Here is a 26995-nt window from a genome sequence, read left to right on the forward strand (position 1 = left end):
GCGTGTAATTTCTCACGCTAATGCCGAAGATTCTTCTCCACACCGCTCAGGCACAACAGCGCGCAGCAGAACCAGATCGCGCCGGCCGGCCCCATCCCGGCGGCCACAGAACTTGAAACCAGCGGCAACGCCACTTGTCCAAGCCGGTTTCCCATCAGCCGCACGGCAAGCGCCGCGCCGCGATCCACCGGAGGCACGGAGGTGGAAATCATTGTCATCGTCATCGGCTGGCCCAGCCCCAGGAAGAAGCCGCCGACGAGCAGTGCCAGCCCCGAAGCCCACAGTTCATCGATGAAGATCGGAGCCAGCGCGATCGAGACGCCCGAAGCGTAGAGGCTGGCCACCAGCAAATGCCGGCGTTCGAAGTGTGCGGAGAGCTTGGGGATGAACAGCCTGGATACGACCGAGGCGCAGCCTCGAATGGCCAAAAGCACACCCACAGCTGTCGGGGAGACCTCATGTTTCTCGGCCACCAGGGGCAGGAAGGCGGTCAGGATGTCCAGCATGGACAGCAGCATCATGGAGGCGAACATATGCGAGGTCATGCCCTTGACCCGCAGGATCGAGCCGATCGAGGCCGAGGATCGCTCCGGCCGGGCCGCCGACACGGATTTGGAAACCCGTGGCTGGAAATTGGGCAGCAGGAACGGTATCGACAGCAGTGCGCAGCCCGCGCCGATCCACAGCGACAGGCTGATATCGGCGATTCGTTCTGCCGAAACCGCATCGGTGTCGGTGCCCAGCACTATGCCGGCAATCAGCGGGCCGATGAACTGCCCGGCCGCATAGGCGGCGGTGAACCAGCCGAAGCCCTTGTCCAGATCGCGGTCCGGGAAATAGCGGGCAATGGAGGACTGGCCGCCGATGGTGAACATCAGATGCCCCAGGCCCAGCACGGCGCTGGCCAGCGCCACGGTGAGCGCATTCGGCGCGAGGTTCACGCCTAAACCGCCCAGGGCAATCAGGCCCACGCCCGCAACCATCAGGAAGCGGATGCGGCGGATCCGGGAGCTGACCCGGCCCAAAAGCATGGCGGTGAACAGCGGAAGGATCGCATAGGCCGCGGTCACCGCGCCAACGGTAAAAGACCCGGAGCCAAAGGAGATGAGCTTGTAGGTGGTGACCGGCCGAACGAGGTTCAACGCCGCCTGGGATAGCAGCCCGGTGGCAACCAGGACGATGAGCCAGCGCATGATCCCCGAAGAGTTCGCTTTCGATCCGGCGACCACACACACCTGCCTAAAATTCCGGGACTAGTTCCTCATCCATCCTAAAACTCCGGCCCGGCTATTTAGTCCAACGCGCCTTGTCGCCACAACCGGGCGCAAGTTTCCAAGTCGGCGGCGGTCTTGCTCAATGCCCGGGCCTGCTGGGTCAGCTTGCTGCCCCGGTCGGAATTGGACAGGTCAGCGGCGTCTGCGTGCTCGGTCATGCCCAGGACCAGTACCCGGCAATAGGCCGCGGTGCGTTCGAGCGCGTGGGCAAAATCTCCATCAAAAGCGCCGGTAAGAATCGACCCGGTCATCTTCTTGAGTTCTTCCGCCGTCGGAGGCTCGGCGACACCGGCCACGATGCGTTCGACCTGCGCGCGATGGGCTCCGGCCTGGAAACGGGCCGAATGCACTTCCGGCTTGCTCATGGTTGCCGCTCGCACCGCATACAGGCGCCAGAGCGCACCTGGCAGCGAATGCGCCGGAGCTTCGCTCCACAGCTGTGCCAGCACCTCGAGGCCTTCGTCCTCCGCCACGGCGATCAGCCGGTTGGAGATCTCCGGGTCATTGTTCTCGATGCCCCGGCGCACGAATGCCTGGGCTGATAGGTGGGCTGCTTCCGAAACGCGCGCCGGATCGGCCCCGCCTTCGTAGGGCTCGAATTCCTCTGGAGCGAAGGGGCGTGGTTTGTGATGGCGGAATCCCGCGTCCTGGGCAACTTTTGATCCTGCGCGTGCACCTCTCATGGCCTCAAGGATACTCGCCGAACCTTGGTTCTTAGTTAACAGGTGTTGCACCACATATTGCCCGGGATTCAGCTGTTTTTGCCTTCTGTCCAAGCGCGAAAACAGCCGATTAATACTCACGCGGTTACATCAGGTAGTATGGATTTTGGCCTTGTGCCGTGCGCCTTTAGCTCAGCTGGTAGAGCACTGGACTTTTAATCCATTGGTCGCGGGTTCGATCCCCGCAGGGCGCACAAGTGGAAACTGGATCCGAATCGCATACGCGAGTCGGATCCAGTTTCTTTTGTTAAGAGTTGACGCTCATAAAAGCACCATCCATGACATTGTTAATTTTGCCACTGGAATCCGGGCTGAAATCGACTCCATGGACACCTCTTATGGCCGCGATGAACCCTCTTAGCTTTGTCGACCTTTGTCGACTAGACGTAAGGCTCCAGGAACTTGATCACGCGTTCCATGACCAGCGCGCGGGCTTCGGGATCATGCGAACGCAACGAGCTGTCGGTGAACAGGTGCTTGTTGCCCGGGTAGGTGAACAACTGGGCGAGGTCTTTGCCTTGGCCGGCAACGAAGTTCTGCGCGGACTCCAGATCGCCTTCCTTGGCGAAAAACGGATCTTCGTCCATGCCATGGATCTGCACCGGAACATTTTCCGGCCACGGACCGAAGCTCCACTCGGCGTCAAGATCAACAAAGGACTCCAGCAGTACAGCGGCCACTGCGCCCTGCCGTTGCTGCGCGCACTGTTGGGCAAGGGCTGCGCCCCATGAGGTGCCGATGTAGACCAGTTCTTCGGGAAGCTTGCTGAAGAGCTTCTCCACTCGTTCCTGGATCTTGTCTTCGGTCAGTTTGTTGGCCATGCGCATGCCAGCCTCAAAATCCTTGGGCAGCTTGCCCGTGTAAAGGTCCATGGCGTGAACCGTATGACCCGCGGCACGCAATTCGGCGGCCATTGCTTGGACCCCGGGAGTGAGCCCTTGGACGTGGTGGAACAAGACAATGGTTGCCATGAGAGTACTCCTGGAGTTTTCTAGCGTTCGTCGACGAGGTTGTTGATGCGCTGGGGGAGGTGTTCCAAGGCGGCGTCCCAGCCCGGCATCTGGCTGTTGATTTCTACGCTGTAGCCTTCAACCAGCATGAATTCTGCGCAGGTGAGGACTTCTTGCTCGGATTCGGTTTCGTAAATAAACGCGCGTTTGATGTCACTCCAGAGCAAGGTGGCCGACTGGTCGATAACCAGGCCGGTCTTTACTACTTCAACGGTGCGCTGGGGATAGGACATGTTCCACTTGCTTTCGAGATCCGCGGCGGTGTGCTTTGCTCAAGTCTAAACCTGTTGCACACCGCCTGCCGGTGATCAAACCGGGTTGGGGTAGGACTTGCTCAGTGTTCCTTGCGCCGAAAGCTCCAGGAAGTAGTCCAGGTTCAGCTGGGCCAGGAAGTTCTGGTCGTGGCTGACTACCAGCAATGCGCCGCGATAAGCCTGCAGGGCTTCGGCCAGCTGGCGCACGCTGTCGATGTCCAGGTTATTTGTCGGCTCATCGAGAATGAGCAGCTGCGCGGTCGGCTCAGACAGCAGCAGCGTTGCCAGATAAACACGGAATCTTTCACCACCGGAAAGCACTGCCAGCGGACGGTCAGCACTTGCCCCGCGCAGCAACAGCCGGGCGAGCATATTGCGAATCTTCCCGCTGTTTGCCGAAGGGGCTACTGCAGCGACATTTTCCATGGCGCTGAGCTGGTCATCCAGGCCAATCAGGCGCTGTGGCAGGAAACCAACCCGGTCTAGACAGATTTCTCCTTTCAACTTTCCGCTGGCGGCATCGCCGGAAACCATCTGCCGCAGCAAGGTGCTCTTGCCTGAACCGTTAGGGCCGATCAGCCCCACGCGCTCTGGCCCCTGGATTATCTGCTGCGTCGTCCCGGAAGATACGATCGCGACGTTCTTGCTGGACGGCAGTTCAGGGTCCGGCAATTCAAGATTGATGTGTTCCACCTGCCGGACTTTGCGGTCTGCATCATCAACCTTGGCTTGCGCGTTTTCAACCTTCCCGTCCAGGTGCGAGCGCATCTTCCCGGCGTTAGCCTCGGACTTCTGCTTCAGGCTATTGGCCAGGATCTTCGGCAGGCCGCCGCCGAGCTGTTCGGCCCGGCCCTTGCGTTTGGCCCGGGCCAGCTTGGTCTCGGCTTCCACGCGCTGGCGCTTCTCCACTTTCAGAGTCGCCTGCGCGGTTTTTGCCGCCTGCTGGGCAGCTTGCTGTTCGGTCTCCAGCTGCTGAACGTACACGCTGTATGGCCCGCCGAAAACGCGAAGCTCGCCAGCGTGCAACTCGACGGTGTGCTCCATCATTTCCAGCAGCTCAAGGTCGTGGCTGACCACGATCAGCGTCCCTTTCCAGGAACGGACCAACTCGTAGAGCAGCTCGCGGGTGGGTGCATCGAGGTTATTGGTGGGCTCATCGAGCAAGGTGATCTCGTTCCCTGCAAGGCGCAGGCCAAGAACTGCCAGAAGCATCGTTTCGCCGCCGGAGAGCGAACCAATCCGGCGTTCCAGGCTCACGTGCCCTAATCCCAGGCGGTTCAACTCGACGTCGACACGGGCTTCCACATCCCAGTCATTTCCTACCGCATCAAAATCAGCGGGGTCGACGCTGCCAGCCTCGATGGCCTTGAGCGCCACCAGCGACTTCTCGACACCGAGCAGCTGCGCCACCGTCGCGTCCTTTTCCAAGGTGATCATCTGTGGCAGGTAGCCGATCTGCGCGTTGGCTTCCACCGATCCGCTGGTTGGTGCCAGCAGGCCGGCGATGAGCTTGAGCAGAGTCGTTTTGCCGCTGCCGTTGCGGCCGGTTAAGCCCACCAAGCCGGCCGGGAATGTGCCGTCCAGATCTGCCAGGGCGCGTTCGCCGGTGGGCCATTCGAAGCTGAGGTTTTTCAGGGTAATTGGTGGAGTCAAAGACATATATTCCTCCCACATGTGGTGAAGAGGCTGCCGACTGGCGGAATCAGATAGCTGGCTCAACCCACAGGGGAGCCAAGAAAAAGGGATACCGTAGCCGGTAGCCAAAATGAACAAGTTGCGCCTCAGGTGATGGGCGCAGGGTCATTGGCTGGCTTAGTAGGTATCCATGGAAAAAGTGTAACAGGAGTTTCCAAACCCGTCGTTAAAGAACTTTCGGCCCGCATCCATCACCGGATATGGGCCGAAAAACAAAACTACGGAAAGGCTACTTCCAAGCGCGGTGCACCGCAACGATGCCACCGGTCAGATTGCGGTATTCCACATTCTTCCAGTCCACGTTGACGAACTTGGCGCCCAGTTCTTCCTGGTTTGGCCAGGCCGCAATGGACTCAGCCAGGTACGCGTACGCGGTCGGGTTGGGCGAAACCAGGTAGCCCAGCGCGGGAATCACGCGTGGCAGGAACTGCTGGTAGGCCACCTTGATCGGGGTCACGGTTGGGGTGGAGAACTCTGCAACCACGATGCGCCCGCCGGGCTTGGTCACGCGGCGCATCTCCGAGAGGGCCTTCTCGGTGTCGTCGATATTGCGCAGGCCATAGGAGATGGTCACCGCGTCAAAGGTGTCGTCCTCGAAAGGAAGGTCGTGGGCATCGCCGTATACGAAGTCCAGATGCGGGTAGCGCTTGCGGCCCTCGGCGAGCATGCCGTTGGACATGTCGCAAGCGGTCACCTTTGCGCCGGCTTCGGCCAGCGGGACCGAGGAGGTGCCGGTGCCGGCAGCCAGGTCGAGGATGCGCTCGCCGGGCTTCGGCGCGATGGCCTCGGTGGTGATCTTGCGCCAGTAGTTCACAATGCCACCGGTCATCAAGGTATTGAGCAAGTCGTAGCGTGGAGCCAGCTTGTCGAACATGTTCTGAACCTGATCGGCCTGCTTATCCAGGCCTGCGCGCGCATTGTGGGAACTCATGGGACTAAGTGTTTCATATTTGCGCGCGCCTCGGCGCCGGATGTGGGGCGAATCGCCCTCTAGAGAATCGATTCGAGCCGGGCGTAGCTGGCCTCCATTCCCTCGGTCATTCCGGTGGCGAGCACCGTGTCGCGGGTTTGCGCGTCGGGATAGGTAATGAGCACGGTGAGCAGGGTGCCGCCGTCATTTGGTGTCAGCGTCAGTTCGTTGACCGTGGCTGGGTAGTCCGTGTCGATCATCTGCTCGGTGGTCTGCTCATAGGACTGCGGCAAGGACTCCAGCACAGTGCCGGTGAAACCGAATCCTGTCCCGGCGTCGCCTGCTACCGGTTCCCACCAGTAACGGTAGGTCTCACCAACCTGCTTAGCGGTGATGCATTCGGTCATTTTCCAGCCATCTGGACCGAGCATCCAGCGTTTCATGAGCTGTTCATCGTGATGGGCCTGCCACACTTGCGCCACCGATCCACGAATCAGGCGGGTGACGCGCACCTGGGTATCGGAGAGGATCTGGGTGTCAGTGCTGAAGTTCTGAGCGTAGTCGCGCAGGTCTGCCAGGACCTGTTCGATTTGGCTCATCGCCGAGCGGATTCCTTCAATCATGCCCATAGTGACGACCTTCTCCAGGTCTTCTGCGGTCTCGAACACGGCGCTCACGCTCAGCTTGCTTCCCTCGGGGGTTGGGTCGAAGGTGAACACCATGCGGTTAACCGGCAGCGTCGTGTCCTCGGTGCCGTCGGCGTGCGCGAAGCCGTCGCTGACTTCGAAGAACTTGTGTTCAACCACTTCGTGCCAGATCCAGTATCCATGGTGTTCTTCGCCTTCGGGTGAGGTCATGTGGTAGTTGGATCGGCCACCTGCGGTGGCGTCGTGGCGGGTGAAGGTTGCAGGGTATTCGACCGGCCCCCAGAATTTTTCGATTTGTCGGGCATCAAGGTAGGCGTCCCAGAGGCGGGATACTGGCACCGGAAATTCTGCGTGCACGGTCAGCGAGAGGGTTTCGGGGTCTTTGACTACGGATGTGACGGGCATGGTCTTGCTCCTTAGTTCTCTGTCTCGGCGAGGAAATCATCGAGCCGGCTAATGCGCTGGCGCCAGATATCTTCGAGGGAGGTCAGTAGTTCTTGTGCTTGCCGGATGGTTTCCGGCTGCCCACGAACGATGCGTTCGCGACCACGTGCGATTTTTGTGACCAGGCAAGCAGCTTCTAGCACTGCCACGTGCTTTTGCACCGCTGCAAAAGACATGTCGTAGTGTGCTGCAAGTTCAGAAACACTGACTTCACCACGAAGCGTCCGCCGCACGATGTCTCGTCGTGTGGCGTCTGCCAAGGCGCGGAAGACCTTGTTTGTCTGTTCTTCGCTCAACTCATATACAACCATTTGGTTGTATATTACGCCCGGGTGGAACCGCGAGTAAAGGGGCTGGCTCAAGTTTCTTATAAAAAGGTCGACAAGTCACCTGAAAAACTCGAGAAATTCAGTAGATTTCTCACGTAGTTATCCACTATATCCACGGTGTGCTCTTCTCAACCCTGCGGTGTTCGCCTAGTCTTGTGAGACCGCACAAAATCGGCTTTCCGACGAGGTGAAGAGGGAGTATGGGTACGTCCGCCATTGACTGGTCCAACACAACTCGTCGGGCACAACAAGCGCGTGAGCTGCTTTCCACCCAAGAAGCCGGAATTGGAGATCTGCCACTGCGTACAGATGTGCGCGAATCCTGGAAACGCTCACTAGCCCAAGATGGTTTGGTACAAGGCCCTCCGGTGCTGAGTAATGATCGCCTGCGTCTTGCCCGCGAACGTAGTGAACTGCAGCGAATCTGGCCGGTCTTTGAAAAACTCCTGGTTCCCGCCGCGACCGACGCCAATCTACTTGTCGCGCTGGCCGATGCTGGCGGAACCTTGTTATGGGTCGCGGGAAGCAGTAGCTCCATGAGCCAGGCCGAGCACGTGGGCTTTATGGCTGGTGCCGATTGGGCGGAGCGATCCGTGGGAACCTCGGCACCCGGAATGGCCTTGGCTACCGGTTCCGGCTCTCAGGTTTCTGGCGCCGAACACCTATATGAGCAAGCCCAGCAGTACAGCTGTTCGGCCGTGCCGATCAGGGATCTGCGTAGTGGCCAGGTGATCGGAGCCATCGATCTGACCGGAGGACCGGAAGCCATCGCGGCGCATTCCTTGCCGCTGCTGCAGGCAGCCGTCATGGCCGCCGAAACACAATTACTCCTGCCTGGTGCGGGAGTGGTGGCCGACCCTGACTACCTTGATTTGGGCCGACCGGATGGTGCCCACTTGGGATCTCACCCCATCTCCCTGCGCCATGCCGAGATTTTGACCCTGCTGGCCCAGCATCGTGACGGCCTGACTAGCGCGCAGCTAGTAGAAGAACTCTTTGAACGACCAGACTCGGCCGCCGAAGGAACCGTACGCGCCGAAATGGTCCGGTTGCGCAAGGTTCTGGCGGGTACGCCCGGGCGGACCCTGACCTCTCGCCCTTACCGCCTGCAATGGGAACTTCAAACCACCCTTGGCCGGCTTCGCAGGGCTCTGGAACAGGGCGATGTCGACTCGGCGCTTCAGCTATTCACCCCGGGGATGCTCGAACGCTCGCAGGCCCCGGGCGTACTCGCCTTGCGCTACCGCGCCGAAGCAGCGCTGCGCGAGTTGGTCATGGACCGCGGCAGCGCCCAGCAGCTGCTGAATCTCGGCCGCCAGTTAGCCGATTCCAGCCTCCTGCGCGCCGCCTTGCGCGAACTTCCGGCTGACTCGCCGGCCCGCTCGCTGATCGTCTCTGAGATTCAGGAGCTCGAAGCCTGAGTCGCTGCACCGCGTTGCAACCTACCTGCAACGTTGCTGTGATTAGAGTCACACTCAAGAGGCTGCGGAGGCGAATTCGCGGCATCATCCACTGACAAAGGAGTCATGTAGCCATGAGCGTTTATGCAAACCCGAACACCGATGGCGCGCTGGTTAATTTCAAGGAGCGCTACGAGAACTACATTGGCGGCCAATGGGTCGCCCCGGCCAAGGGCATGTATTTCGAGAACGTCACCCCGGTGACCGGCAAGGTCTTCTGCGAGGTGGCCCGTTCCACCGCCGAGGATATCGAGACTGCCCTAGATGCAGCCCATGCGGCCGCTCCTGCTTGGGGCAAGACCGGCCCTGCCGAACGCGCTGTCATCCTGAACAAGATCGCGGACCGCATCGAGGAAAACCTCGAAATGATGGCCGTGGCCGAAACCTGGGACAACGGCAAGGCCATCCGCGAGTGCCTGAACGCCGACCTGCCGCTGGCAGTTGACCACTTCCGCTACTTCGCCGGCGCCATCCGCGCTCAAGAAGGCAGTCTCTCCCAGCTCGATGACGACACCACCGCCTACCACTATCACGAACCGCTGGGCGTGGTCGGGCAGATCATCCCGTGGAACTTCCCGATCCTCATGGCTGTATGGAAGCTCGCCCCGGCACTGGCCGCCGGCAACGCGATCGTGCTCAAGCCAGCCGAGCAGACCCCGGTCTCCATCCTCGTGCTGCTGGAGCTGATCGGCGACCTGCTGCCAGCCGGCGTGCTGAACGTGGTCAACGGCTTCGGCGTGGAGGCAGGCAAGCCGCTGGCCAGCAATAAGCGCATCCGCAAGATCGCCTTCACCGGCGAAACCACCACGGGCCGGCTGATCATGCAGTACGCCTCCGAAAACCTGATCCCGGTCACCCTGGAGCTGGGCGGCAAGTCCCCGAACATCTTCTTCGAGGACATCGCCGCCAAGGAAGACGCGTTTTACGACAAGGCCCAGGAAGGGTTCACCCTGTTCGCGCTGAATCAGGGTGAAGTCTGCACCTGCCCATCGCGCGCGCTGATCCAGGAAAGCATCTACGATCGCTTCATGGGCGACGTCGTGGCCCGCACCAAGGCCATCAAGCAGGGCAACCCGCTGGATACCGATGTCATGATGGGCGCCCAGGCCTCGAATGACCAGCTGGAGAAGATCCTCTCCTACATGGACATCGGCAAGTCCGAGGGCGCCAAGGTGCTGCTCGGCGGCGGACGGGCGGATCTGGGCGGAGAGCTCTCCGGCGGCTACTACGTGCAGCCGACCATCTTCGAGGGCACCAATGACATGCGCATCTTCCAGGAGGAGATCTTCGGACCGGTGGTCGCGGTGACCAAGTTCAAGGACTACGACGACGCCATCTCCATCGCCAATGACACCCTCTACGGTTTGGGCTCGGGTGTGTGGAGTCGTAACGGAAATACTGCCTACCGCGCCGGCCGCGCCATCCAGGCCGGGCGCGTCTGGGTCAACCAGTACCATGCCTACCCGGCTCACTCGGCCTTCGGCGGCTACAAGTCCTCGGGCATCGGGCGTGAAAACCACCTGATGATGCTCGATCACTATCAGCAGACCAAGAACCTGCTCGTCTCCTACTCGGAAGACAAGCTCGGCTTCTTCTAAGCCGGAAACTTCCACCAAGCAACATCAATATCACTCAGACCTCGAAGGCGCGGGGTCAGGGGTAGCGGCGTCCGGGACGCGATTGGACTCAATTCCCGGAAGCACCCCCATGCCCCGCACCTTCGAAGCCCATGCAAAGGACAAAGTACATGAGCACGATGAAAGCTGCAATAGTCAAAGGCTTCGGCGATGAACTGGACATCGAGGATGCCGCCATTCCGCAGCCCGGCCCCGGCCAGGTGCTGGTCAAGCTGATCGCCTCCGGGGTGTGCCACACCGACCTGCACGCCGCCGAAGGCGACTGGCCGGTCAAGCCAAAGCTTCCGCTGATCCCCGGGCATGAAGGGGTGGGCAACGTCGAAAAGCTCGGCGAAGGCGTCACGGAAGTCTCCGTGGGCGACCTGATTGGCAATGCGTGGCTCGCCAGCGCGTGCGGGCACTGCCAGTATTGCCGCACCGGATGGGAGACGCTGTGCGAAGAGCAGTCCAATGGCGGCTATTCGGTGGACGGCTCCTTCGGGCAGTACATGCTGGTCGACGCCCGCTTTGCGGCCCGGATCCCGGACGGGGCCGACCCCCACGAAATTGCTCCGGTGCTGTGCGCCGGGGTGACGGTGTACAAGGGGCTGAAGATGACCGAGGTGCGCCCCGGCCAGTGGGTCGCGATCTCTGGCATCGGAGGCCTGGGGCATATTGCGGTGCAGTATGCGGTGGCCATGGGAATGCGCGTGATCGCCATCGACGTGGCCGATGACAAGCTCGATCTGGCCTCCAAGCACGGTGCGGAGATCACTGTCAATGCCTTTGCGCAGGATCCGGCCGAGGTGATCCAGGAAAAGATCGGCGGCACCCACGGCGTACTGGTCACCGCAGTGCACCCTAAGGCCTTCGGGCAGGCGATCGGCATGACCCGCCGCGGCGGAACCATCGTGTTCAACGGGCTGCCGGCCGGCGATTTCCCGGCCCCGATCTTCGACATCGTGCTCAAGGGCCTGACCATCCGCGGCTCCATCGTGGGCACCCGGCAGGACATGATCGAGGCACTGGACTTCTATGCCGCGGGCAAGATCAAGCCGACCTTCCACACCCGTCCGCTCGAAGACATCAATGCCGTCTTCGACGAAATGCGCCATGCCAAGATCGATGGCCGCGTGGTGATCGACTACACCGGCAAGAAATAGCCAGCCTGGAACCCCGGGCCTGCCTGCTGCGGCAACCAGCCAGGCAGGTCCGGGGTTTCTGCTTCGCCAACACCATGGACTGCACAGCGTTTATGGAGGACACTGGCAACAACAACTTCACGCAGGAGTGAACCATGAGCACCGTGACCGAAACCAGGGCCGCTATTGCCGGGGAGGAATTCTCCCGGGTGGCCTTCACCCCCGAGGCCTTGGAGCTGTTGCGCAAGCTCTGGGGGATCCACGGGCCGCTGATGTTCCATCAATCCGGGGGCTGCTGCGATGGTTCCTCGCCCATGTGCTATCCGGCCGGGGAATTCCGCACGGGCGGCTCGGATATCCTGCTCGGCGTGCTGCCGCTGGATGACGGTGCCGGGGGTGTCCTGGGCGAGATCGACTTCTGGATGTCCAAGGAGCAGTTCGAATACTGGAAGCACACCAAGCTGACCGTTGACGTGGTCACCGGCCGCGGTTCCGGCTTCTCGGTGGAAGCCCCGGAGGGCAAGCGCTTCTTGATCCGCAGCCAGATCATCGAATTCCCGGCCAGCTAGGAGAGCTTCATGCTAGGTCCCAAGGTTTATATCCACTTCCCGGGCACGGCGCGCGAAGCGCTGGACTTCTACCAGCAGATTTTCGGCGGCGAACTCGCCCTGTACACTCTTGAGGAGTTCAACCGCACCGACGGGGACCCGCAGGGCATCGCCCACGGCGAGCTGACCGGGCAGGTGTGCCTCGGCGGGGCGGATGCCTCCGCCATGGACCGCCCGTTGCGCGTCGAGGGAATGATGCTTTCGCTGCTGGGCACCGCGCAGCCAGAGGTGCTGCACCAGTGGTTCGACAAGCTCAGTGCCGGCGGCGAAGTGATCGACCCGCTCTCCGATAAGCCCTGGGGTGCTGTTGATGGGCAGGTGCGCGACCGCTATGGGGTGCACTGGCTGATCGGCTATGAACCTGAGAAGACGGAATAGGAAAAACGCTTGATTCCGTGCCACGGGCGAGAAATCAAGCGTTTTTCCAGCCATAGTTGTTCGATTTCTGCGGATTAGCCGAAGATGCGCGCGAAGAACCCCTTCTTTGGCTCGGCGTCATGGCCTGGGCAGCGATCCTTGCCCGGTACGCCACGCATGACGGAATCAACGTGCTGGCCGCAGCCAGCCCAGGTGGTTTTCTGGCAGATTTTGCACTGAACCTGGCGACACATGTTTTCTCCTTGTTGGTTTGTCAGGAAAGGGAAAGGAATAGCTTTTCGAGTTCCTCGATGCTCAGGCCGTCTTCTTCTTCGGCGGCCTTCTGCGGGTCTGCGATGCAGTGCTGCATCGCAGTCGAGACAATTGCGAATCCGGCGCGGTCCAATGCAGTGGATACCGCCGCGAGCTGTGTGACCACTTCCTTGCAAGACCCATCGGTTTCCACTGCGTTGATCACTGCATCAAGCTGGCCACGGGCGCGCTTGAGGCGGTTGAGGATTCGCTTTCGGGTTGCTTCGTCAGCGGTGCGCATCAATTACTCCTTTTTTGCTGCTGCGGCATGCATCGAGGACCAGGGGATTGGCGCTGCCATGAATCCAACATAGAATATACCCCCGGGGGTATGTCAAAAATACGGGCGGGGCATCCCTGGGCAGCGAAAAGGCTAAGGTGCCTGATTGCCGTAGAACCGCGCCAGCTCAGCCGATGGTAGCTGCCAGCACCGCATCGAATCCGCGCTTCAGCGCGCCGGCGAGCTCCTGTGGTTCACCGAGATAGCCGTTGACCATGGCGCCATCGCGCAACATCATGAACTGGCGGGCCACCGCCTGCGGTTCCTGGGCCCCGGCGTCCGAGGCGATGGACGCGAATTCGCCGAGCATCCACGCCCGATGCGCGTCGATCACTTCGCGTACCGGATCGCCGGCTTCGGAATATTCGGCGGCCGCATTGATGAAGGCGCAGCCGCGGAACCCCGGGCTGCAGCTGGCGGCCCCGATGCCGGCGGCGATGGCATCCAGGGATCGCGCCGGATCCTTGGGATCGCGCAAGGAGGAGAACCAGCTGCTTTCCTGCTCGGCCTGGGCTTGCAGGTAGGCGACAACGAGGTCGTTCTTGCTGCGGAAGTGGCGGTAGAAGGTGACCTTGGTGATGCCCACTTCTTCGATGATCCTATCGGCGCTGGTGGCCCGGATGCCCTGTGCGTAGAACAGCTGGTTGGTGGCATCCAGGATCCTCTGGCGAGTGGGTGTGGCCGTGGTTTTGGCTGGCATGGCGACCTTTCGGATCCTGAAGCGCTTGCATTGGTATACGAAGTAGTCTACCTTAACGATGTAGACGAACTAGTAACTCTACTTGTTCCGCTTCCCACTCACCGAAAGATGGCCATGAGCTACTCCCACAAACTTCGCGACCTCTATTTCATCCGCTTCGCCTTCGCCATAGTCTGGGTGGGTGTCATGTTCGTTATCGCCGCCAAGGCGGCTGAACCCACCGCACTGCTCACCGTGCTGCTGGTCATCTACCCGGCCTTCGATGCCGGCGCGGTGCTCTGGCAGCTGCGCGCGGATCCCGAGGCCGGCCGATCGAAAACCAGCGAATGGATCTCGGTCGCGGTCAGCGTCCTTGTTGCCATCGCTTTGGGCATCAGCTCCTCCATCGCCCTGCCGGCAGCGCTCGCCGTCTGGGGCATCTGGGCGATCGTCGCCGGCATCCCGCAATTGATCACCGCAATCCGCAACCGCAAGGCCGGAGGGCAGATCGCGCAAATGCTCTCCGGAGGCATCTCCGTCTTCGCCGGATCCGGTTTCCTGCTCCAGGGGATCCAGGGCAAGGCGATGATGACCGGGCCTGCCGGCTACGCGCTGCTCGGTGCCATCTTCTTCCTGATCTCCGCCATCCGCCTGGGCATCAAACTTCGAAAGGCCAACGCATGAGCGAGCAATATGACTACGATCTGATCGTCATCGGAGCCGGCCCCGTCGGCGAAAATGTCGCGGACTACGCCGCCCGGCAGTCGCTGAGCGTGGCCATCATCGAATCCGAGCTGGTCGGCGGTGAATGCTCCTACTGGGCCTGCATGCCCTCCAAAGCTCTGCTGCGCAGCGGCCACGCATTGCGTGCGGCCCAGCGGCTGCCCGGCGCAAGCCAGGCGATCACCGGAAAGCTCGATGCCAACGCCGTGCTGGCGCGCCGCACACAATTCACCAGCGGCTGGAAGGACGACGGGCAAGTGAAGTGGCTGGATTCGGCCGGGATCGACCTGATCCGCGGTCGCGGCCAGCTGGCCGGACCGGGCAAGGTGCAGGTGGGCGATCAGTTCTACACCGCCCGCGCCGTAGCGTTGGCCACCGGATCGATCCCCACGCTGCCGGATATCAAGGGCCTGGCCGAAGCCCGGCCCTGGGGCACGCGCGAAATCACCTCCGCGCAGCAGGTTCCGGACTCGCTGATCGTGCTCGGCGGCGGGGTGGCGGGCACCGAAATGGCCCTGGCCTTCGCCAGCCTCGGATCGAGCGTCACGCTGATCTCGCGTTCGGCGCTGCTGGGCCGCGAGGAGCCATTTGTCGCCGACCATGTGGCTGCCGGCCTGAAGGAAGCCGGGGTGGAAGTTCGCCTCGGGGCCAAGCCCACCGAAGTGCACCGCGCCCAGGATGGAACTGTCAGCTTGTCGCTCGATGACGGGTCAACGATGCAGGCCAGCGAACTGGTAGTGGCCGCCGGGCGCACCCCGGCCACCCTTGATCTGGGGCTGGAAGCACTTGGCCTGGATGCCAAGCTCAGCGTGGATGACACCATGCTGGTGGCGGGAACCGACTGGCTATACGCCGCCGGAGATGTGAATGGCCGGGCGCTGCTGACCCATCAGGGCAAATACCAGGCGCGCATTGCCGGGGAAGCGATCGCCGCTCGGCTCAATGGAGCCCCGCTGGAAACCGGGCCCTGGGGCCAGCATGCGGCCACCGCCGACCACCACGCCGTGCCGCGGGTGATCTTCACCGACCCCGAGGTGGCCGCCGTGGGGCTGACCGAAGCCCAGGCGCGCGAGGCCGGCTTCCCGGTGCGCACCGTGGCTTACGACCTGGGCAACGTGGCCGGGGCGAGCCTTCACGCCGATGGCTACACCGGGCGCGCCCAGCTGGTGATCGACCAGGACCAACAGGTGATCCTCGGCGCCACCTTTGTCGGCCAGGACGTGGCCGAGCTGCTGCACGCGGCGACCATCGCGATCGTCGGCTCAGTTTCGCTGGATCGGCTGTGGCATGCGGTGCCGGCCTATCCGACGATGAGCGAAATCTGGCTGCGCCTACTGGAGGCCTGCCGCCAGGCTGTCTAGGTGCACGGCCAGCCGGCTGCTGGCATTCTCCAGGTGCCGGGCCAACAGCTCGGCGGCGCCCTGCTGGTCTCCGGCGGCGATCTTATCCAGCAGCCGGGCATGTTCGTTGGCGATATCGGCGGTGTTCAGCAGCGTCGCGTCCTGGACCTGGGTCATGCACAGGCGGATTTCGTCGCTGAGCTGGCTGTAGATCGCGCTGGTGCGCTCGGATTCCAGAGCTTGGACCAGCGCGCTGTGGAAGCGGACGTCGGGATCGACGATCTGGATCGGCGAGGCCTCGCTCAAGGCGGTGATTTCCGCGTTGGCTTCCCGCGCGGCGTCGGGGACCTGCCCGGTGCCGGCGAGCAGGCGCACAGCTTCGGCCTCGATGATGGCACGGGTGCGGTAGATGTCGCGGGCATCGGCCGAGGTCAGCCGCGTGACCCGGGCGCTTTGATGGGCGCTGCGGGTGAGCAGGCCGCTGGCCACGAGGTTTTCCAGCGCGGCCTTGGCGGTGGGGCGGGCCACCTCATAATGGGTGGCCACATCGACTTCGCCCAAGGGGGTGCCGGGAGCCAGCTCACCGCTGAAGATGCGGGTGCGCAGCGAGGCGATCACGGCCTGCACCACCGAAACCACTCCTAATCGGGCTGCCACGTGTTTCCTTTCGGGCTAAGAAAATAACCTCACAAGTATCCCATGAATCGTACTACTATTGGTTGTGTACTTGTTAGACAATTTTCCTTTTGGGCAGTAACCACCTGCCCGCGACACAGGAGCGCACCATGGCATTGAGCACGCCAGCACTCGGCGAACCAACGGTTTCACCCAGCATCCTCGACCTCGTTGGCGAACCGGGCCGCGTCAAGACCCGTTCCATCGACCGCGTCGCCTACGCCTCGGATGCCTCGCACTACCTGTACACCCCGCAGGCGGTGATCCTCGCCAAGGATGCCGCCGAAGTCTCCGCCCTGCTGCACGCCGCGGCCAGCAACAACCAGCCGGTCACCCTGCGCTCCGGCGGCACCTCGCTGGCTGGCCAAGCCAGCGGCGATGGGCTGATGATCGACGTGCGCCGCAATTTCCGCGACATCCAGGTCCTTGATAACGGGGCGCGCGTGCGCGTAGAGCCCGGCGCCACCGTTCGCCAGGTCAACGCGCGCCTGGCCGTCTACGGCACCAAGCTCGGCCCGGACCCGGCCAGCGAAGCTGCCTGCACCATCGGCGGAGTGATCGCCAACAATTCCTCGGGCATGGCCTGCGGCACCGAGTTCAACACCTACCGCACCCTGGAATCGATGACCTTCGTGCTGCCCTCTGGCACCATGATCAACACCGCCGATCCCGACGCCGACCGCCAACTGGCCGCCGCCGAACCCCAGCTGGTCGCCACCCTGGATCGCCTGCTCAAGCGCGTGCGCAACAACCCCGCATCGGTCGCCAAGATCCAGAAGCACTTCGCCCTGAAAAACACCATGGGCTACGGCATCAACGCCTTCCTCGACTTCGACACCCCGGCCGAGCTCATGGCCCACCTGATCATCGGCTCAGAAGGCACCTTGGCCTTTGTCGCCGAAGCGGTGTTCCGCACCGTGCCGATCCGCAAGCTGGCCATCGCCACACTAGCCGTTTTCGACAACCTCGATCTGGCCACCCGCGCCCTGCCCGAACTCCTGGATTCCGGGGCGGCCACCTTGGAACTGATGGACTCCACCTCGCTGCGCGTGGGGCAGGAACTGCCCGGCGTCCCCGAAGCGATTATGGGTTTCGAGGTCGACCAGCAGGCCGCGCTGCTTGTTGAATACCACGCGGATACCGCCGAAGAACTTGCCGGGCTGCAGAATGCCGGCCAGCGCCTACTGGATTCAGCCGCGCTGCGTGCTCCGGCGCTGCTCTCCCAGGATGCCAAAAACCGCCAGGCCGCCTGGAAATTCCGCAAGGGCCTCTACGCCTCGGTGGCCGGCGCCCGCGTTTCCGGCACCACCGCCCTGCTCGAAGACGTCGTCGTCCCGGTTCAGTCGCTGGCCGAAACCTGCGGCAGCCTGCAAGAGCTGTTCACCGAGTACGGCTACGAGGATTCGGTGATCTTCGGACACGCCAAGGACGGCAACATCCACTTCATGCTCACCGACCGCTTCGAGGGCGAGGCGGCGCTGAACCGCTACAACGCCTTCAATGACCAAATGGTCGCTCTGATCCTCGCCAAGGACGGAAACCTCAAGGCCGAACACGGAACCGGCCGCGCCATGGCGCCATTTGTCCGCGCGCAGTATGGCGACGAACTCTACGAGGTGCATCTTGAACTCAAGGCCGCCTGCGACCCGCGGCTGATGATGAACCCGGGCGTAATCATCGACGAAGACCACGCCGCGCACATCCGCAACATCAAGCTCAACGAAACCATCGAGGTCGAGGCCGACCGCTGTGTGGAATGCGGATACTGCGAGCCGGTCTGCCCCTCCAAGGACCTGACCCTCACCCCGCGCCAGCGCATCGTGGTGCGCCGCGCCATCGCCAAGGCCGAGGCCGAAGGAAACACCGAGCTGGCCGCTGAGCTGGAGCGCGACTACGAATACAACGGCGTGCAGACCTGCGCGGTGGACGGCATGTGCGTCACAGCCTGCCCGGTCGGCATCAACACCGGACTGATGGTCAAGCGCCTGCGCCGCGAAGATGCGCACCCGGTGCTCGCTGCCGGATTCAAGGCCGCCGCCAAGGGCTGGGGCCCGGCCACCCGGGTTGGTTCGATGGCGCTGAGCGTGGCCGACAAGTTCCCCGCTCCGCTGGTTCGCGGCGTCACCGATGTCGCACGCAAAGTCGTGAGCACCGACGTCATGCCGCGCTACGATGCCGATCTTCCAGCCGGCGGTGCCGCGCGCAAGCCGCTGGCTGGCAACCTGGGTGCTGAAGGCACCGAACCGCTGGCTATCTACTTGCCAGCCTGCGTGAATTCGATGTTCGGCCCTGCCGGCGAGGGCGAAGGAGTAGCGTCGGCCTTCACCAAGTTGCTGCACGCCGCCGGGGTTTCGGTCTTCGTTCCGCAGGGTATCGAATCTACGTGTTGCGGTACGCCATGGACCTCCAAGGGCTACGCCGACGGGCATGAAGTGATGGCGCAGAGGGTCCTCGATGAAGTGCGTTCAGCCATGCCGGGCAAGAACTTGCCGGTGATCTCGGATGCATCCAGCTGCACCGAAGGCTTTGCCCACACCCTCGAAGAACAGGGCTACGAAGTCATCGATCTCCTGGCCTTCACCACCCGGAACCTGCTGGATAAGCTGCCTGAGATCGACAAGATCTCCTCGCTCACTCTGCACCCGACCTGTTCGTCGACCCAGATGGGCCTGAATCCTGACCTGCAGAGGATCGCGCAGGCCGTGGCGCAGACCGTGAACACCCCGGTGAATTGGGGTTGCTGTGCCTTCGCGGGGGATCGCGGCATGCTCCATCCGGAACTGACGGATTCGGCCACCGCCCGGGAGGCCGCGGAGGTCCGGGCGCTTGATGCCCAGGCTCATGCTTCGTGCAACCGCACCTGTGAACTTGGGATGTCTCGGGCGACCGGAAAAGAGTACCGCCACGTGGTCGAACTCCTTGCTGAAGCCGCCACGAAGTAGTTCCTGCGAAGCCACCTGGATGATCCATCCGGGTGGCTTAGCCGTTGGTGCGAAAAGCACTTATCTACCTTGGTTCGGTGCCAAATACCCTAGACGCGCGAAGTGCCGTTCCTAATAGGGTTAAACCTAGTCATCAATGGTGCTCGGAGGGAGTCAAATGCGCATCGCTGTAATGCAGGACGAAGCTGAGGTCTTGGGGCTTGAGCGCAATCTCGACGCCATTGATCATGCTGCGCAACGTGCTGCCGCCGATGGTGCCAAAATCCTGCTCACATCCGAGCTCTTCACCGTCGGCTACGCGCCCTACGTCCTGCGCGATTCCCTGGATATTTCCCTGCTGCCGGGTGCTCACCAGCGATTGTCGCAAATTGCAGCCAAGCATTCGATTGCCTTGGTTTACTCCCTGCCGGAGATCACCGATGCCGGTTGGCTGATTACATCGACCTTTGTTGATGATCAGGGAGTGAAGCTCGCGCATTATCAGAAGGTGCAGCTTTTTGGCGTTGAAGAGCATGAAGTATTCACCGCAGGCAGCAACCCGCCAGCATCCTTCGCCTATGCAGGACTGAGGCTGGGCATGGTGATCTGCTTTGACGTGGAATTCCCGGAAGTTGTCCGCGAAGCTTCACGACGTTCGGTCCAGTTGCTGCTCGTCCCAACTGCCATGGGCCGCGGATATGAGCAGGTATGCACTCGCCTTGTTCCAACCCGTGCCATGGAGAGCCAGCTTTTCATCGCCTACGCGAACCACAGCGGTTCGGAAGCTGGCTTCGAGTTGGCAGGCACCAGCGTCATCGCCGGTGCTGATGGGACTATCCTGGCGCAGGCTGGCGCGGGTTCCGAGCTTCTTGCTGCGGATATCGACGTGAACGCACTTCCGCGGATCAGAGCGGAAGTTCCGTATCTGGAACAGGCGCGCAAGGACCTCTACGCGCAATGGCTAATGGATAAGTAACCATCTCCCTGGGTGCTTCCGCAGGCGAAAGTATCGTGCGGAAGCATCAGGAGGCCTGAGGTTGTAGTCAGGCGGCCGTGGGTTTCGCGAAGCCAGGTCCTCCGAGTTTGCCTTTGAGTTCTTCGAACCAACGCGAGTCACTCATGAGATGAGGGAAGGGCTTGTGGACTAAACCCGTAGCTGGCGGGGCCGTCGATCTATACGACGTCGAGGACACCGGATTGATCAACATGGTGTGCGGACCCTTCATGAGCGTCAACTCAAACCAGCCAGCAGCTTCCTTGGCTTTATTGCAGATTTCGCAGCGACCGCAGCCGTTGTACGCACTGGTCTTGCCACCTCGAGCATGCTGCTTGACGTGGTCTGTTTCTTCGACAATTCCGTCGCAAAATGGAGTGCGGCAATGCCGGTCACGAACTCTGATGAACTTCTTGAGGTTTTCCGGGAAGATCCGGGCTTTGGAGTCCATCGCTATCAGGTCTTGATCTCCAGGTGCCGTATAGAACCTAGCTAGTTCAGTGAGCACTTCGATCTGTTCGACATGGTCCGGAGTGAGCTTCGCTTCCATCTCTTCGAACGTTAGCTCGTTGTCGATTTGATGTCCGCCGATCCATGCCCGCACGTCCTGCGCGGGCATGTAGCCGTAGCCTTCGAGGTATGCAGGTTCCCGTTCGCCCTGGAACAAAGCCCGGTCGGTCATGATGACTCCGACTTGCAAGTTGATGGGCATCTTTGAGGGCTCGCCGGCCATCATATAGCTGTGGAGAATGTCGGCCCTGATTTGATCCAGGGTTCGCTCGTCACCCTTTTTCTTGAGCCTCCGGGATTCCTTGTCGAGATAGTTCTTCAACCCCATGCCGGGAAGCAACGGATACATCGCGGTGAGCTTGATGCAGCCCTTCGTTGTATCAATGTCCATGCGGGCGTAGCGGCTCTCTTCGACTGTCTTCTGCTCTTTGGATACCTGGTCAGAGTTGTAGGAAAGCGTGAACTTCCGGACAGTGTCTTTGATGCGCTTCGGCCCCATGTTCTCGAACATGTCAGGGTTCTCGCCGTAGAAATCATCAAATTCGGTGCGACGTTGCGCCTTGACCGTCTGCAATTCATTGAGGATTGCCATGATCTGACGTTCGGTAAATTCACCGTGTGCGAATGCGGTCGCCAAATTTGGGGTGTCTTCCATGAGGACGCGGCAATTGGTCAGGTAATTGCGGAATCCTTTGGGTGATTGTCTGCGTGCCATGGCAACGCTGGAAGCTGCGCCTCGCGTTTGATCGTCCAGGTTGACTCCGCGTTCTTCGTGGTCGCGGACTACGTCTTTTTCTACCTGATAAGACAACGAAGCCTGCTTGTAGTTAGCCGAAGAGGCCAAGCTTTCCAAGCCTGCGATGGCTTGGAGGCGTTCAGTTGTGCTGCCGTGGTCTTCAATCCACGCCAGGTCATCTTGCAGTTGCAGCAAGTGGGTTTCGAAATCCTCTTGCGTCACTGCTGGGTGCAGGCCATCTCCGTGCGCCTTTGCTTCGGGCATATTCTAATTATACTTCTTAAGCTCGAATATGTCTTCGAACAATGTGGAAAAGTTTTGGTGCGGTGCGGTTAGCTCGAAGCGAGGAAATTCAGTGCGAGATAGAGCTCCTGGCGAACGCCAGCGCGGTTCAGGTCCTTGTCGAGAATCTCGCCGATGGAGGCGATGTGACGGCGCACGGAATTGCGATGCAAGTCAATGTTCTTCGAAGTCTGATCCCAGGAACCATTGGCTTCCAGCCAGCCGGTGAGCACCTCAAGGTAGAGGTCGCGGCGGGGTTCGGGGAGATCGAGGATCGGCGCGAGGGCTTGTTCGGCGAGCTGCTTCCCGGCTTGGGCGGGGAGCAGGGAAAGGAATGAACGAGGGATGGAGCGGGCGTCGAGGCTCTGGCGTTTTTCGCGGATCTGGGGGAGCAGGCCGGTGGCTTGGGCCTGGAGATCAGCGAGCTTTTCGCCGAGCTGGCGATCGGCGGGTTCCGGAGTGCTGAAGCCGGCGACGTAGCCGGAGGATTCGAGTCGTTCGAACATCGCGGTGGTGGGTTCGGCGCGGGTGAGGGCGACGAAGTGGTCGTCGGCCTGCATCACCAGGCGGGTGTCAAAGAGCGCCTGGAGGTGGGTCAAATGCGGCGAAGGCTGCTGCGCAGCGGAGGAGTCGAGCGGGGAAACCACCGCAACGCGCACCGGATTCGCGGCGGCTCCGCCAAGGCTGGCGGAGAACAGGTCGAAGGTCGCGGCGTCGAAGGCGGAGCGCGAGGCGAACAGCAAGGTGGTGGCGAGTTGTGTTGAGCTCGACGAGCTGGCGGCACGTTCGCGCGCAAGGACATCGAGCAGGCCCAGCGCCGTGGTGATCAGGTTGTGGTCGAAAGCCGAGGGAGTGCGGGCGAAACCGATGGACAGCACGCCCAGCAGCGGCGCGCGGCCGCCGGAAGTAGTGCTGGCGCGGATCGGGAAGGCCAGGTCAACCAGCGAATCTTCGCGGTGCATGGCGAACTGCTGGTTGCTGGCTCCGCTGGCGGCCTTCTCGAAGAGCTCGGATTTGCGGTCCTCGTCGAGATCGGCGGTTTCAGCGAGCGACACCTCGTGGCGGACTTGGCCTTCGGCGCCGAGCAGCCGGACGCTGGCCTTGAGCCGTTGGGAAAGGACCGCGACCAGCTGGGCTTCGGGGTCCGGATGGGTCATGCAGCGCATCAAAGCGCGGTTGGCTTCGGCGCTGCCGCGCAATTGGGCGGCGTTATCCGCCTCGATCAGCTGCGCGAAGGCGATGCCGATGGCGGCGAAGGGGACGCTGGCCGGGATTTCCACCAGCGGCAACTGATGGGCGAGGCAGGCATCGATCACCGTCTGCGGGATGGCGGTGAAATAGGGTTCGAGGCCGAAGCCCAGCGCGCTGACCTTGGCCTGGGCGAGGCGGGCGATGAACTGCTGGACCTGATCGGGGTCCTGGTCATGGCCGAGCAACGGGAAACCGCTGGTGAGGATCATTTCCTCGTCGAGCAGGTAGTCGGTGGGATCGTCCATATCGCTGGCTTCCACCCAGCGCAGCGGCCGGTCGCCGGCATCGTGGACCAGGGTGATCTCCGGAGGAAGCTGGCGCAGGAATCGGCGCAGGGTGATGCCGGGAGCCACGGGCTGGGGCGAGGATTGTGGTGGTGCGGAATGTCCCATGAGAAACTATTTTAGTTCAAAACTTCCATTCTGAGAGCCGGGTCACAGATCTAGGCTTGAAGGCGGAAGAAAAACCACCGTGCAGCAAAATCCACAGTGCAGCGAGGACCCGAGATGAACAGCACCACGAGCGCCAGGCAGAAACCCGCCACTGGCCTTGGCCCGCAGCTGCGGCGGCGCAAGTCGATCCAGCAGATGATCGGCGACTCAGAATCCAGCTCATCGGGCGGTGCGCTGCGCCGCACCCTGGGCATGTGGCAGCTGACCATGATCAGCGTCGGCGCCACCATGGGCACCGGCATCCTGGTGATCCTCGGTGCGACCGTGCCGATCGCCGGCCCGGCCATCTGGATCTCCTTCGTGATCGCCGGCGTGACCGCGCTGCTCTCGGCCGTGTCCTACGCCGAAATGGCGGGCATGGTGCCGGTGGCAGGCTCCAGCTACTCCTATTCCTACGCGACCATGGGCGAAGGCATCGCCTGGATCTGCGGATGGTGCCTGGTGCTCGAATACGCGGTCTCCGTGGCCGCGGTGGCGGTGGGAGCAGGCGAATACGTCAATGAGACGCTGCGCGCCTTTAATATGGAGCTGCCCGCCTCGCTGGCCGGCGGACCGGCTGAAGGCGGAGTGGTGAACCTGCCGGCGCTGATCGTCGTCGTGCTGGCCACCTTGCTGCTGGTGCGCGGAGCGCGCGAATCGGCCATCGTGAACACCGTTGTGGTGGTGATCAAGGCCGGCATCCTGGTCTTCTTCTCGATCGTCGCCTTCAGCGCCTTCAACGCCGGGAACTTCGAGCCATTGCTGCCGATGGGAGCTGCCGGCGTGACCGCGGCGGCCTCCAGCGTCTTCTTCTCTTACATCGGTTTCGACGCGGCCTCCACAGCCGGCGAAGAAGCCAAGAACCCCAAGCGCGATCTGCCGCGCGCGATCATGCTCTCGATGCTGATAGTCACCCTGACCTACGTGCTGGTGGCGGTCTCCGCGATCGGCGCCCGCGAATGGACCTGGTTCGAGGGGACCGAAGCCGCGCTGGTGCAGATCGTCGGCGAAATCACCGGACAGCCATGGCTGGTGCTGGTCTTTGCGCTGGCCTCCGTGCTGGCCATCGCCTCGGTGGTGCTCACCGTGCTCTACGGGCAGACCCGCATCCTGCTGTCCATGTCCCGCGACGGGCTGGTGCCCGCCGCCTTCGGCAAGGTCTCAAAGCGCACCGGAACCCCGGTGATCGGCACCCTGATCACCGGCATCCTGGTGGCGATCACCGCCGGCTTCATCCCGCTGGGCGCGCTGGCCGACGCCACAAGCATCGGCACCCTGTTCGCCTTCGCTCTGGTGGGCGTCTCGGTGATGTACCTGCGCCGCAAGCAGCCGCTGGCACCACGCACCTTCAAGGTCCCGTTCTACCCGATCACCCCGATCCTGGGCGTGCTCGCCTGCCTGTTCCTGATGAGCCAGCTCAGCTGGCACACCTGGGTGGTCTTCGGCGGCTGGATGCTCGTGGGCATCATCTTGTACCTGGCCTATGGCCGCCGCCGCTCGGTGCTTGGGCAGCTGAGCAAGCAGGAATATATCGACAGCCACCTCGGCAATAAATAGGAGCCATTTTGAACCCCATCACCATGCTCAATCCGGACTTCCCGTTCAGCTACGACCACTACCTGGCCAACGACGCCGGCCTGGGTTCCGTGCCGGAATCGCTCTACGGCACCGAGGTGGCCGTGATCGGCGCCGGGCTTTCCGGCCTGGTCACCGCCTATGAACTGATGAAGCTGGGCCTGAAGCCGGTAGTCTACGAGGCCGATCAGATCGGCGGGCGCCTGCGCACCGCAAGCTTCGCCGCGGCCCCGCAGATCACCTGCGATCTGGGCGGCATGCGCTTCCCGGTCTCCAGCAAGGCGCTGTACCACTACATCGAGCTGCTGGGGCTGGACACCTACGACTTCCCGAACCCGCTGGCCGAGCCCACCGACTCCACCGTGATCGAGCTCAAGGGCCAGAAGATCTACGTGGAAGACCCCGCCGACCTGCCGGTCTTCTACCAGGAAGTAGCCGATGCCTGGAAGCAGGCGTTGCGCGAAGACGCCCATTTCGAGCAGATGCAGCAGGCCATCCGCGACCGCGATACGCACACCATCAAGGCGCTGTGGGACTCGATGCTCGAGGAGTTCGACGAGGAGAGCTTCTACGGCTTCATCGCCAACTCCAAGGCCTTCAAACAGGCCGGCTTCGAGCACCGCGAGGCCTTCGGCCAGGTGGGCTTCGGCTCGGGCGGCTGGGATACCGACTTCCCGAACTCGATCCTGGAAATCCTGCGCGTGGTCTACACCGACGCCGACGACTACCACCGCGGCATCACCGGCGGAGCGGCCAAGCTTCCCGAGGCGCTGTGGAACCATGCGCCCGAAAAGATGGCGCACTGGCCAGCGGGCACTTCCCTGTCCACGCTGCACGTCGGCGCTCCGCGCGGCGCGGTCGCCAAGGTCTACCGCACTTCCAACCCCGGGTTCAACGGCGCGAATACCATCGAGGTGACCGAGCGCTTCGGCCGCACCCAGGAATTCGGCGCCGTGGTCTCCACCGTGCAGTCCTGGCTGCTGTCCACCGGGATCGACACCGACGAGGACTTGTTCGCCCCGGAACTGTGGACCGCGATCGAGCGCAGCCACTACATGCAGTCCTCCAAGACCTTCGTGATGGTCGACCGCCCGTTCTGGAAGGACCGCGACCCGGTCACCGGGCAGCACCTGATGTCCATGACGCTCACCGACCGGCTCAGCCGCGCCACCTACCTGCTGGATAACGGCGAGGACCAGCCGGCGGTCATCCTGCTCTCCTACACCTGGAATGACGATGCGCTCAAGTGGCTCTCCCTGTCGGCTGAACGCCGGATGGAGCTGATGCTGCATTCGCTGGAGAAGATCTACCCGGGGGTGGATATCCGCAGCCACATCGTGGGCCAGCCGATCACCGTGTCCTGGGAGTCCGATCCGAACTTCATGGGCGCGTTCAAGGCCAACCTGCCCGGCCACTACCGCTACCAGCAGCGCCTCTACACCCACTTCGACCAGCAGGCCATGGCTGCCGAGCACCGCGGCATCTTCTTGGCCGGCGATGACGTTTCGTGGACCGCCGGCTGGGCCGAAGGCGCGGTGACCACCGGTTTGAATGCCCTGTGGGGCGTGGTGCAGCACCTGGGCGGCGCGGATGCGCAGGCCAATCCCGGCCCGGGCGCATTCCTGGCCGAGATCGGGCCCAAGGCGCTGTAGCTAGACGCTGCCGAAGAAACCAAAATCCCGCACAGACGGGGTCTGGCGTTCGTCGCAACGCCGGCGATCTAGGCCTCGATAATAGTTCATGCATACGCTCGACTGGAATCTTCCAGCCGAGCGTTTTGCATTGGAGCCCATTGAGCAACGGAGCCACTTCCTTCAA

Annotated in this window: 25 protein-coding genes and 1 tRNA gene; 12 read left to right on the forward strand and 14 right to left on the reverse strand. The window is 62.1% G+C overall.

Annotation, left to right across the window (positions count from 1 at the left end):
- Positions 1 to 17: 17 nt before the first annotated feature.
- Positions 18 to 1229, reverse strand: coding sequence for an MFS transporter (locus D3791_RS08965; protein ID WP_246241967.1), 1212 nt, complete (start codon positions 1227 to 1229; stop codon positions 18 to 20).
- 62 nt (positions 1230 to 1291) lie between these two features.
- Positions 1292 to 1957 carry a hypothetical protein gene (locus D3791_RS08970; RefSeq protein WP_172511951.1) on the reverse strand — a complete coding sequence of 222 codons (666 nt, stop codon included), beginning with the start codon at positions 1955 to 1957 and terminating at the stop codon, positions 1292 to 1294.
- Positions 1958 to 2117: 160 nt separating this feature from the next.
- On the opposite strand from D3791_RS08970, the gene D3791_RS08975 reads away from it, so the two are divergent.
- A tRNA-Lys gene (locus tag D3791_RS08975) sits at positions 2118 to 2190 on the forward strand.
- Positions 2191 to 2376: 186 nt separating this feature from the next.
- Here D3791_RS08975 and D3791_RS08980 read toward each other — a convergent pair.
- The 6 genes from D3791_RS08980 to D3791_RS09005 all read right to left on the reverse strand — a co-directional run bounded on the left by D3791_RS08980 (position 2377) and on the right by D3791_RS09005 (position 7267).
- A complete protein-coding gene (locus D3791_RS08980; protein WP_172511952.1) occupies positions 2377 to 2967 on the reverse strand; it encodes a dienelactone hydrolase family protein in 591 nt (196 codons plus the stop codon).
- A 20-nt stretch (positions 2968 to 2987) separates the two neighbouring features.
- Positions 2988 to 3239, reverse strand: coding sequence for a hypothetical protein (locus D3791_RS08985; RefSeq protein ID WP_022876996.1), 252 nt, complete (start codon positions 3237 to 3239; stop codon positions 2988 to 2990).
- A 75-nt stretch (positions 3240 to 3314) separates the two neighbouring features.
- The gene (locus D3791_RS08990; RefSeq protein WP_022876997.1) at positions 3315 to 4919 is read right to left on the reverse strand and encodes an ABC-F family ATP-binding cassette domain-containing protein; all 1605 of its coding nucleotides are present in this window, start codon (positions 4917 to 4919) and stop codon (positions 3315 to 3317) included.
- Positions 4920 to 5184: 265 nt separating this feature from the next.
- Positions 5185 to 5886, reverse strand: a complete 702-nt coding sequence (locus D3791_RS08995) for a class I SAM-dependent methyltransferase (RefSeq protein ID WP_022876998.1) — start codon at positions 5884 to 5886, stop codon at positions 5185 to 5187.
- Between the two features lie 59 nt (positions 5887 to 5945).
- Positions 5946 to 6917, reverse strand: a complete 972-nt coding sequence (locus tag D3791_RS09000; RefSeq protein WP_022876999.1) for an SRPBCC family protein — start codon at positions 6915 to 6917, stop codon at positions 5946 to 5948.
- Between the two features lie 11 nt (positions 6918 to 6928).
- A complete protein-coding gene (locus D3791_RS09005) occupies positions 6929 to 7267 on the reverse strand; it encodes an ArsR/SmtB family transcription factor (protein WP_028268888.1) in 339 nt (112 codons plus the stop codon).
- 218 nt (positions 7268 to 7485) lie between these two features.
- Between D3791_RS09005 and D3791_RS09010 the strand changes: the two genes are divergently transcribed.
- From D3791_RS09010 to D3791_RS09030, 5 genes are all read left to right on the forward strand, one after another.
- Positions 7486 to 8706, forward strand: coding sequence for a GAF domain-containing protein (locus D3791_RS09010; protein ID WP_052165336.1), 1221 nt, complete (start codon positions 7486 to 7488; stop codon positions 8704 to 8706).
- A 113-nt stretch (positions 8707 to 8819) separates the two neighbouring features.
- Positions 8820 to 10343 carry an aldehyde dehydrogenase gene (adh, locus tag D3791_RS09015; protein WP_172511953.1) on the forward strand — a complete coding sequence of 508 codons (1524 nt, stop codon included), beginning with the start codon at positions 8820 to 8822 and terminating at the stop codon, positions 10341 to 10343.
- 149 nt (positions 10344 to 10492) lie between these two features.
- Complete coding sequence (gene adhP / locus D3791_RS09020) at positions 10493 to 11524, forward strand: alcohol dehydrogenase AdhP (protein WP_172511954.1); 1032 nt, start codon at positions 10493 to 10495, stop codon at positions 11522 to 11524.
- Between the two features lie 134 nt (positions 11525 to 11658).
- A complete protein-coding gene (locus tag D3791_RS09025) occupies positions 11659 to 12072 on the forward strand; it encodes a DUF779 domain-containing protein (RefSeq protein ID WP_022877003.1) in 414 nt (137 codons plus the stop codon).
- Between the two features lie 9 nt (positions 12073 to 12081).
- Entirely contained in the window at positions 12082 to 12489 is a 408-nt protein-coding gene (locus tag D3791_RS09030; protein WP_022877004.1) for a VOC family protein, read from the forward strand.
- Positions 12490 to 12563: 74 nt separating this feature from the next.
- Here D3791_RS09030 and D3791_RS09035 read toward each other — a convergent pair whose 3' ends face one another.
- The 3 genes from D3791_RS09035 to D3791_RS09045 form a co-directional block, all read right to left on the reverse strand.
- Positions 12564 to 12722 carry a hypothetical protein gene (locus D3791_RS09035; RefSeq protein WP_022877005.1) on the reverse strand — a complete coding sequence of 53 codons (159 nt, stop codon included), beginning with the start codon at positions 12720 to 12722 and terminating at the stop codon, positions 12564 to 12566.
- Between the two features lie 20 nt (positions 12723 to 12742).
- Positions 12743 to 13021: a metal-sensitive transcriptional regulator gene (locus D3791_RS09040; protein WP_028268889.1), complete on the reverse strand. Its 279-nt coding sequence runs from the start codon at positions 13019 to 13021 to the stop codon at positions 12743 to 12745.
- A 166-nt stretch (positions 13022 to 13187) separates the two neighbouring features.
- Positions 13188 to 13760: a TetR/AcrR family transcriptional regulator gene (locus D3791_RS09045; RefSeq protein ID WP_022877007.1), complete on the reverse strand. Its 573-nt coding sequence runs from the start codon at positions 13758 to 13760 to the stop codon at positions 13188 to 13190.
- Between the two features lie 114 nt (positions 13761 to 13874).
- On the opposite strand from D3791_RS09045, the gene D3791_RS09050 reads away from it, so the two are divergent.
- Together D3791_RS09050 and D3791_RS09055 are read left to right on the forward strand one after the other, a co-directional pair.
- A complete protein-coding gene (locus tag D3791_RS09050) occupies positions 13875 to 14423 on the forward strand; it encodes a hypothetical protein (protein WP_216847339.1) in 549 nt (182 codons plus the stop codon).
- The gene (locus tag D3791_RS09055) at positions 14420 to 15823 is read left to right on the forward strand and encodes a dihydrolipoyl dehydrogenase family protein (RefSeq protein WP_172511956.1); all 1404 of its coding nucleotides are present in this window, start codon (positions 14420 to 14422) and stop codon (positions 15821 to 15823) included. The genes D3791_RS09050 and D3791_RS09055 overlap by 4 nt, the downstream gene beginning before the upstream one ends.
- On the opposite strand, the gene D3791_RS09060 is transcribed toward D3791_RS09055, so the two are convergent.
- The gene (locus tag D3791_RS09060; protein ID WP_172511957.1) at positions 15794 to 16459 is read right to left on the reverse strand and encodes a GntR family transcriptional regulator; all 666 of its coding nucleotides are present in this window, start codon (positions 16457 to 16459) and stop codon (positions 15794 to 15796) included. The genes D3791_RS09055 and D3791_RS09060 overlap by 30 nt on opposite strands.
- A 128-nt stretch (positions 16460 to 16587) precedes the next feature.
- On the opposite strand from D3791_RS09060, the gene D3791_RS09065 reads away from it, so the two are divergent.
- Both D3791_RS09065 and D3791_RS09070 read left to right on the forward strand, forming a co-directional pair.
- Complete coding sequence (locus D3791_RS09065; RefSeq protein WP_172511958.1) at positions 16588 to 19419, forward strand: FAD-binding and (Fe-S)-binding domain-containing protein; 2832 nt, start codon at positions 16588 to 16590, stop codon at positions 19417 to 19419.
- A 157-nt stretch (positions 19420 to 19576) separates the two neighbouring features.
- Positions 19577 to 20374: a nitrilase-related carbon-nitrogen hydrolase gene (locus D3791_RS09070; RefSeq protein WP_172511959.1), complete on the forward strand. Its 798-nt coding sequence runs from the start codon at positions 19577 to 19579 to the stop codon at positions 20372 to 20374.
- A 67-nt stretch (positions 20375 to 20441) separates the two neighbouring features.
- On the opposite strand, the gene D3791_RS09075 is transcribed toward D3791_RS09070, so the two are convergent.
- Entirely contained in the window at positions 20442 to 21902 is a 1461-nt protein-coding gene (locus tag D3791_RS09075; protein ID WP_172511960.1) for an HNH endonuclease, read from the reverse strand.
- A gap of 68 nt (positions 21903 to 21970) precedes the next feature.
- Positions 21971 to 23563: a PucR family transcriptional regulator gene (locus tag D3791_RS09080; RefSeq protein ID WP_172511961.1), complete on the reverse strand. Its 1593-nt coding sequence runs from the start codon at positions 23561 to 23563 to the stop codon at positions 21971 to 21973.
- A 114-nt stretch (positions 23564 to 23677) separates the two neighbouring features.
- Here D3791_RS09080 and D3791_RS09085 point away from each other — a divergent pair, with 114 nt between their 5' ends.
- Both D3791_RS09085 and D3791_RS09090 read left to right on the forward strand, forming a co-directional pair.
- The gene (locus D3791_RS09085; protein ID WP_022877015.1) at positions 23678 to 25159 is read left to right on the forward strand and encodes an amino acid permease; all 1482 of its coding nucleotides are present in this window, start codon (positions 23678 to 23680) and stop codon (positions 25157 to 25159) included.
- Between the two features lie 23 nt (positions 25160 to 25182).
- Entirely contained in the window at positions 25183 to 26829 is a 1647-nt protein-coding gene (locus D3791_RS09090; protein ID WP_172512947.1) for a flavin monoamine oxidase family protein, read from the forward strand.
- Positions 26830 to 26995: the final 166 nt, after the last annotated feature.

It is taken from the genome of Glutamicibacter mishrai, from assembly GCF_012221945.1.
In the GTDB taxonomy this organism is placed as follows: Bacteria; Actinomycetota; Actinomycetes; order Actinomycetales; family Micrococcaceae; genus Glutamicibacter; species Glutamicibacter mishrai.

Excerpts from the sequence above, each read along its gene's own strand:
- adh (WP_172511953.1), top strand. The coding sequence starts at position 8,820 with ATGAGCGTTTATGCAAACCCGAACACCGATGGCGCGCTGGTTAATTTC.
- D3791_RS09030 (WP_022877004.1), top strand. The coding sequence starts at position 12,082 with ATGCTAGGTCCCAAGGTTTATATCCACTTCCCGGGCACGGCGCGCGAA.
- D3791_RS09085 (WP_022877015.1), top strand. The coding sequence starts at position 23,678 with ATGAACAGCACCACGAGCGCCAGGCAGAAACCCGCCACTGGCCTTGGC.
- D3791_RS08970 (WP_172511951.1), bottom strand. The coding sequence starts at position 1,957 with ATGAGAGGTGCACGCGCAGGATCAAAAGTTGCCCAGGACGCGGGATTC.
- D3791_RS09065 (WP_172511958.1), top strand. The coding sequence starts at position 16,588 with ATGGCATTGAGCACGCCAGCACTCGGCGAACCAACGGTTTCACCCAGC.
- D3791_RS08995 (WP_022876998.1), bottom strand. The coding sequence starts at position 5,886 with ATGAGTTCCCACAATGCGCGCGCAGGCCTGGATAAGCAGGCCGATCAG.
- D3791_RS09090 (WP_172512947.1), top strand. The coding sequence starts at position 25,183 with ATGCTCAATCCGGACTTCCCGTTCAGCTACGACCACTACCTGGCCAAC.
- D3791_RS09025 (WP_022877003.1), top strand. The coding sequence starts at position 11,659 with ATGAGCACCGTGACCGAAACCAGGGCCGCTATTGCCGGGGAGGAATTC.
- D3791_RS09035 (WP_022877005.1), bottom strand. The coding sequence starts at position 12,722 with ATGTGTCGCCAGGTTCAGTGCAAAATCTGCCAGAAAACCACCTGGGCT.
- D3791_RS09050 (WP_216847339.1), top strand. The coding sequence starts at position 13,875 with ATGAGCTACTCCCACAAACTTCGCGACCTCTATTTCATCCGCTTCGCC.
- D3791_RS09080 (WP_172511961.1), bottom strand. The coding sequence starts at position 23,563 with ATGGGACATTCCGCACCACCACAATCCTCGCCCCAGCCCGTGGCTCCC.
- D3791_RS09075 (WP_172511960.1), bottom strand. The coding sequence starts at position 21,902 with ATGCCCGAAGCAAAGGCGCACGGAGATGGCCTGCACCCAGCAGTGACG.
- D3791_RS09045 (WP_022877007.1), bottom strand. The coding sequence starts at position 13,760 with ATGCCAGCCAAAACCACGGCCACACCCACTCGCCAGAGGATCCTGGAT.
- D3791_RS09000 (WP_022876999.1), bottom strand. The coding sequence starts at position 6,917 with ATGCCCGTCACATCCGTAGTCAAAGACCCCGAAACCCTCTCGCTGACC.
- D3791_RS09070 (WP_172511959.1), top strand. The coding sequence starts at position 19,577 with ATGCGCATCGCTGTAATGCAGGACGAAGCTGAGGTCTTGGGGCTTGAG.
- D3791_RS08985 (WP_022876996.1), bottom strand. The coding sequence starts at position 3,239 with ATGTCCTATCCCCAGCGCACCGTTGAAGTAGTAAAGACCGGCCTGGTT.
- D3791_RS09010 (WP_052165336.1), top strand. The coding sequence starts at position 7,486 with ATGGGTACGTCCGCCATTGACTGGTCCAACACAACTCGTCGGGCACAA.
- D3791_RS09055 (WP_172511956.1), top strand. The coding sequence starts at position 14,420 with ATGAGCGAGCAATATGACTACGATCTGATCGTCATCGGAGCCGGCCCC.
- D3791_RS09040 (WP_028268889.1), bottom strand. The coding sequence starts at position 13,021 with ATGCGCACCGCTGACGAAGCAACCCGAAAGCGAATCCTCAACCGCCTC.
- D3791_RS08990 (WP_022876997.1), bottom strand. The coding sequence starts at position 4,919 with ATGTCTTTGACTCCACCAATTACCCTGAAAAACCTCAGCTTCGAATGG.
- D3791_RS08980 (WP_172511952.1), bottom strand. The coding sequence starts at position 2,967 with ATGGCAACCATTGTCTTGTTCCACCACGTCCAAGGGCTCACTCCCGGG.
- D3791_RS09005 (WP_028268888.1), bottom strand. The coding sequence starts at position 7,267 with ATGGTTGTATATGAGTTGAGCGAAGAACAGACAAACAAGGTCTTCCGC.
- adhP (WP_172511954.1), top strand. The coding sequence starts at position 10,493 with ATGAGCACGATGAAAGCTGCAATAGTCAAAGGCTTCGGCGATGAACTG.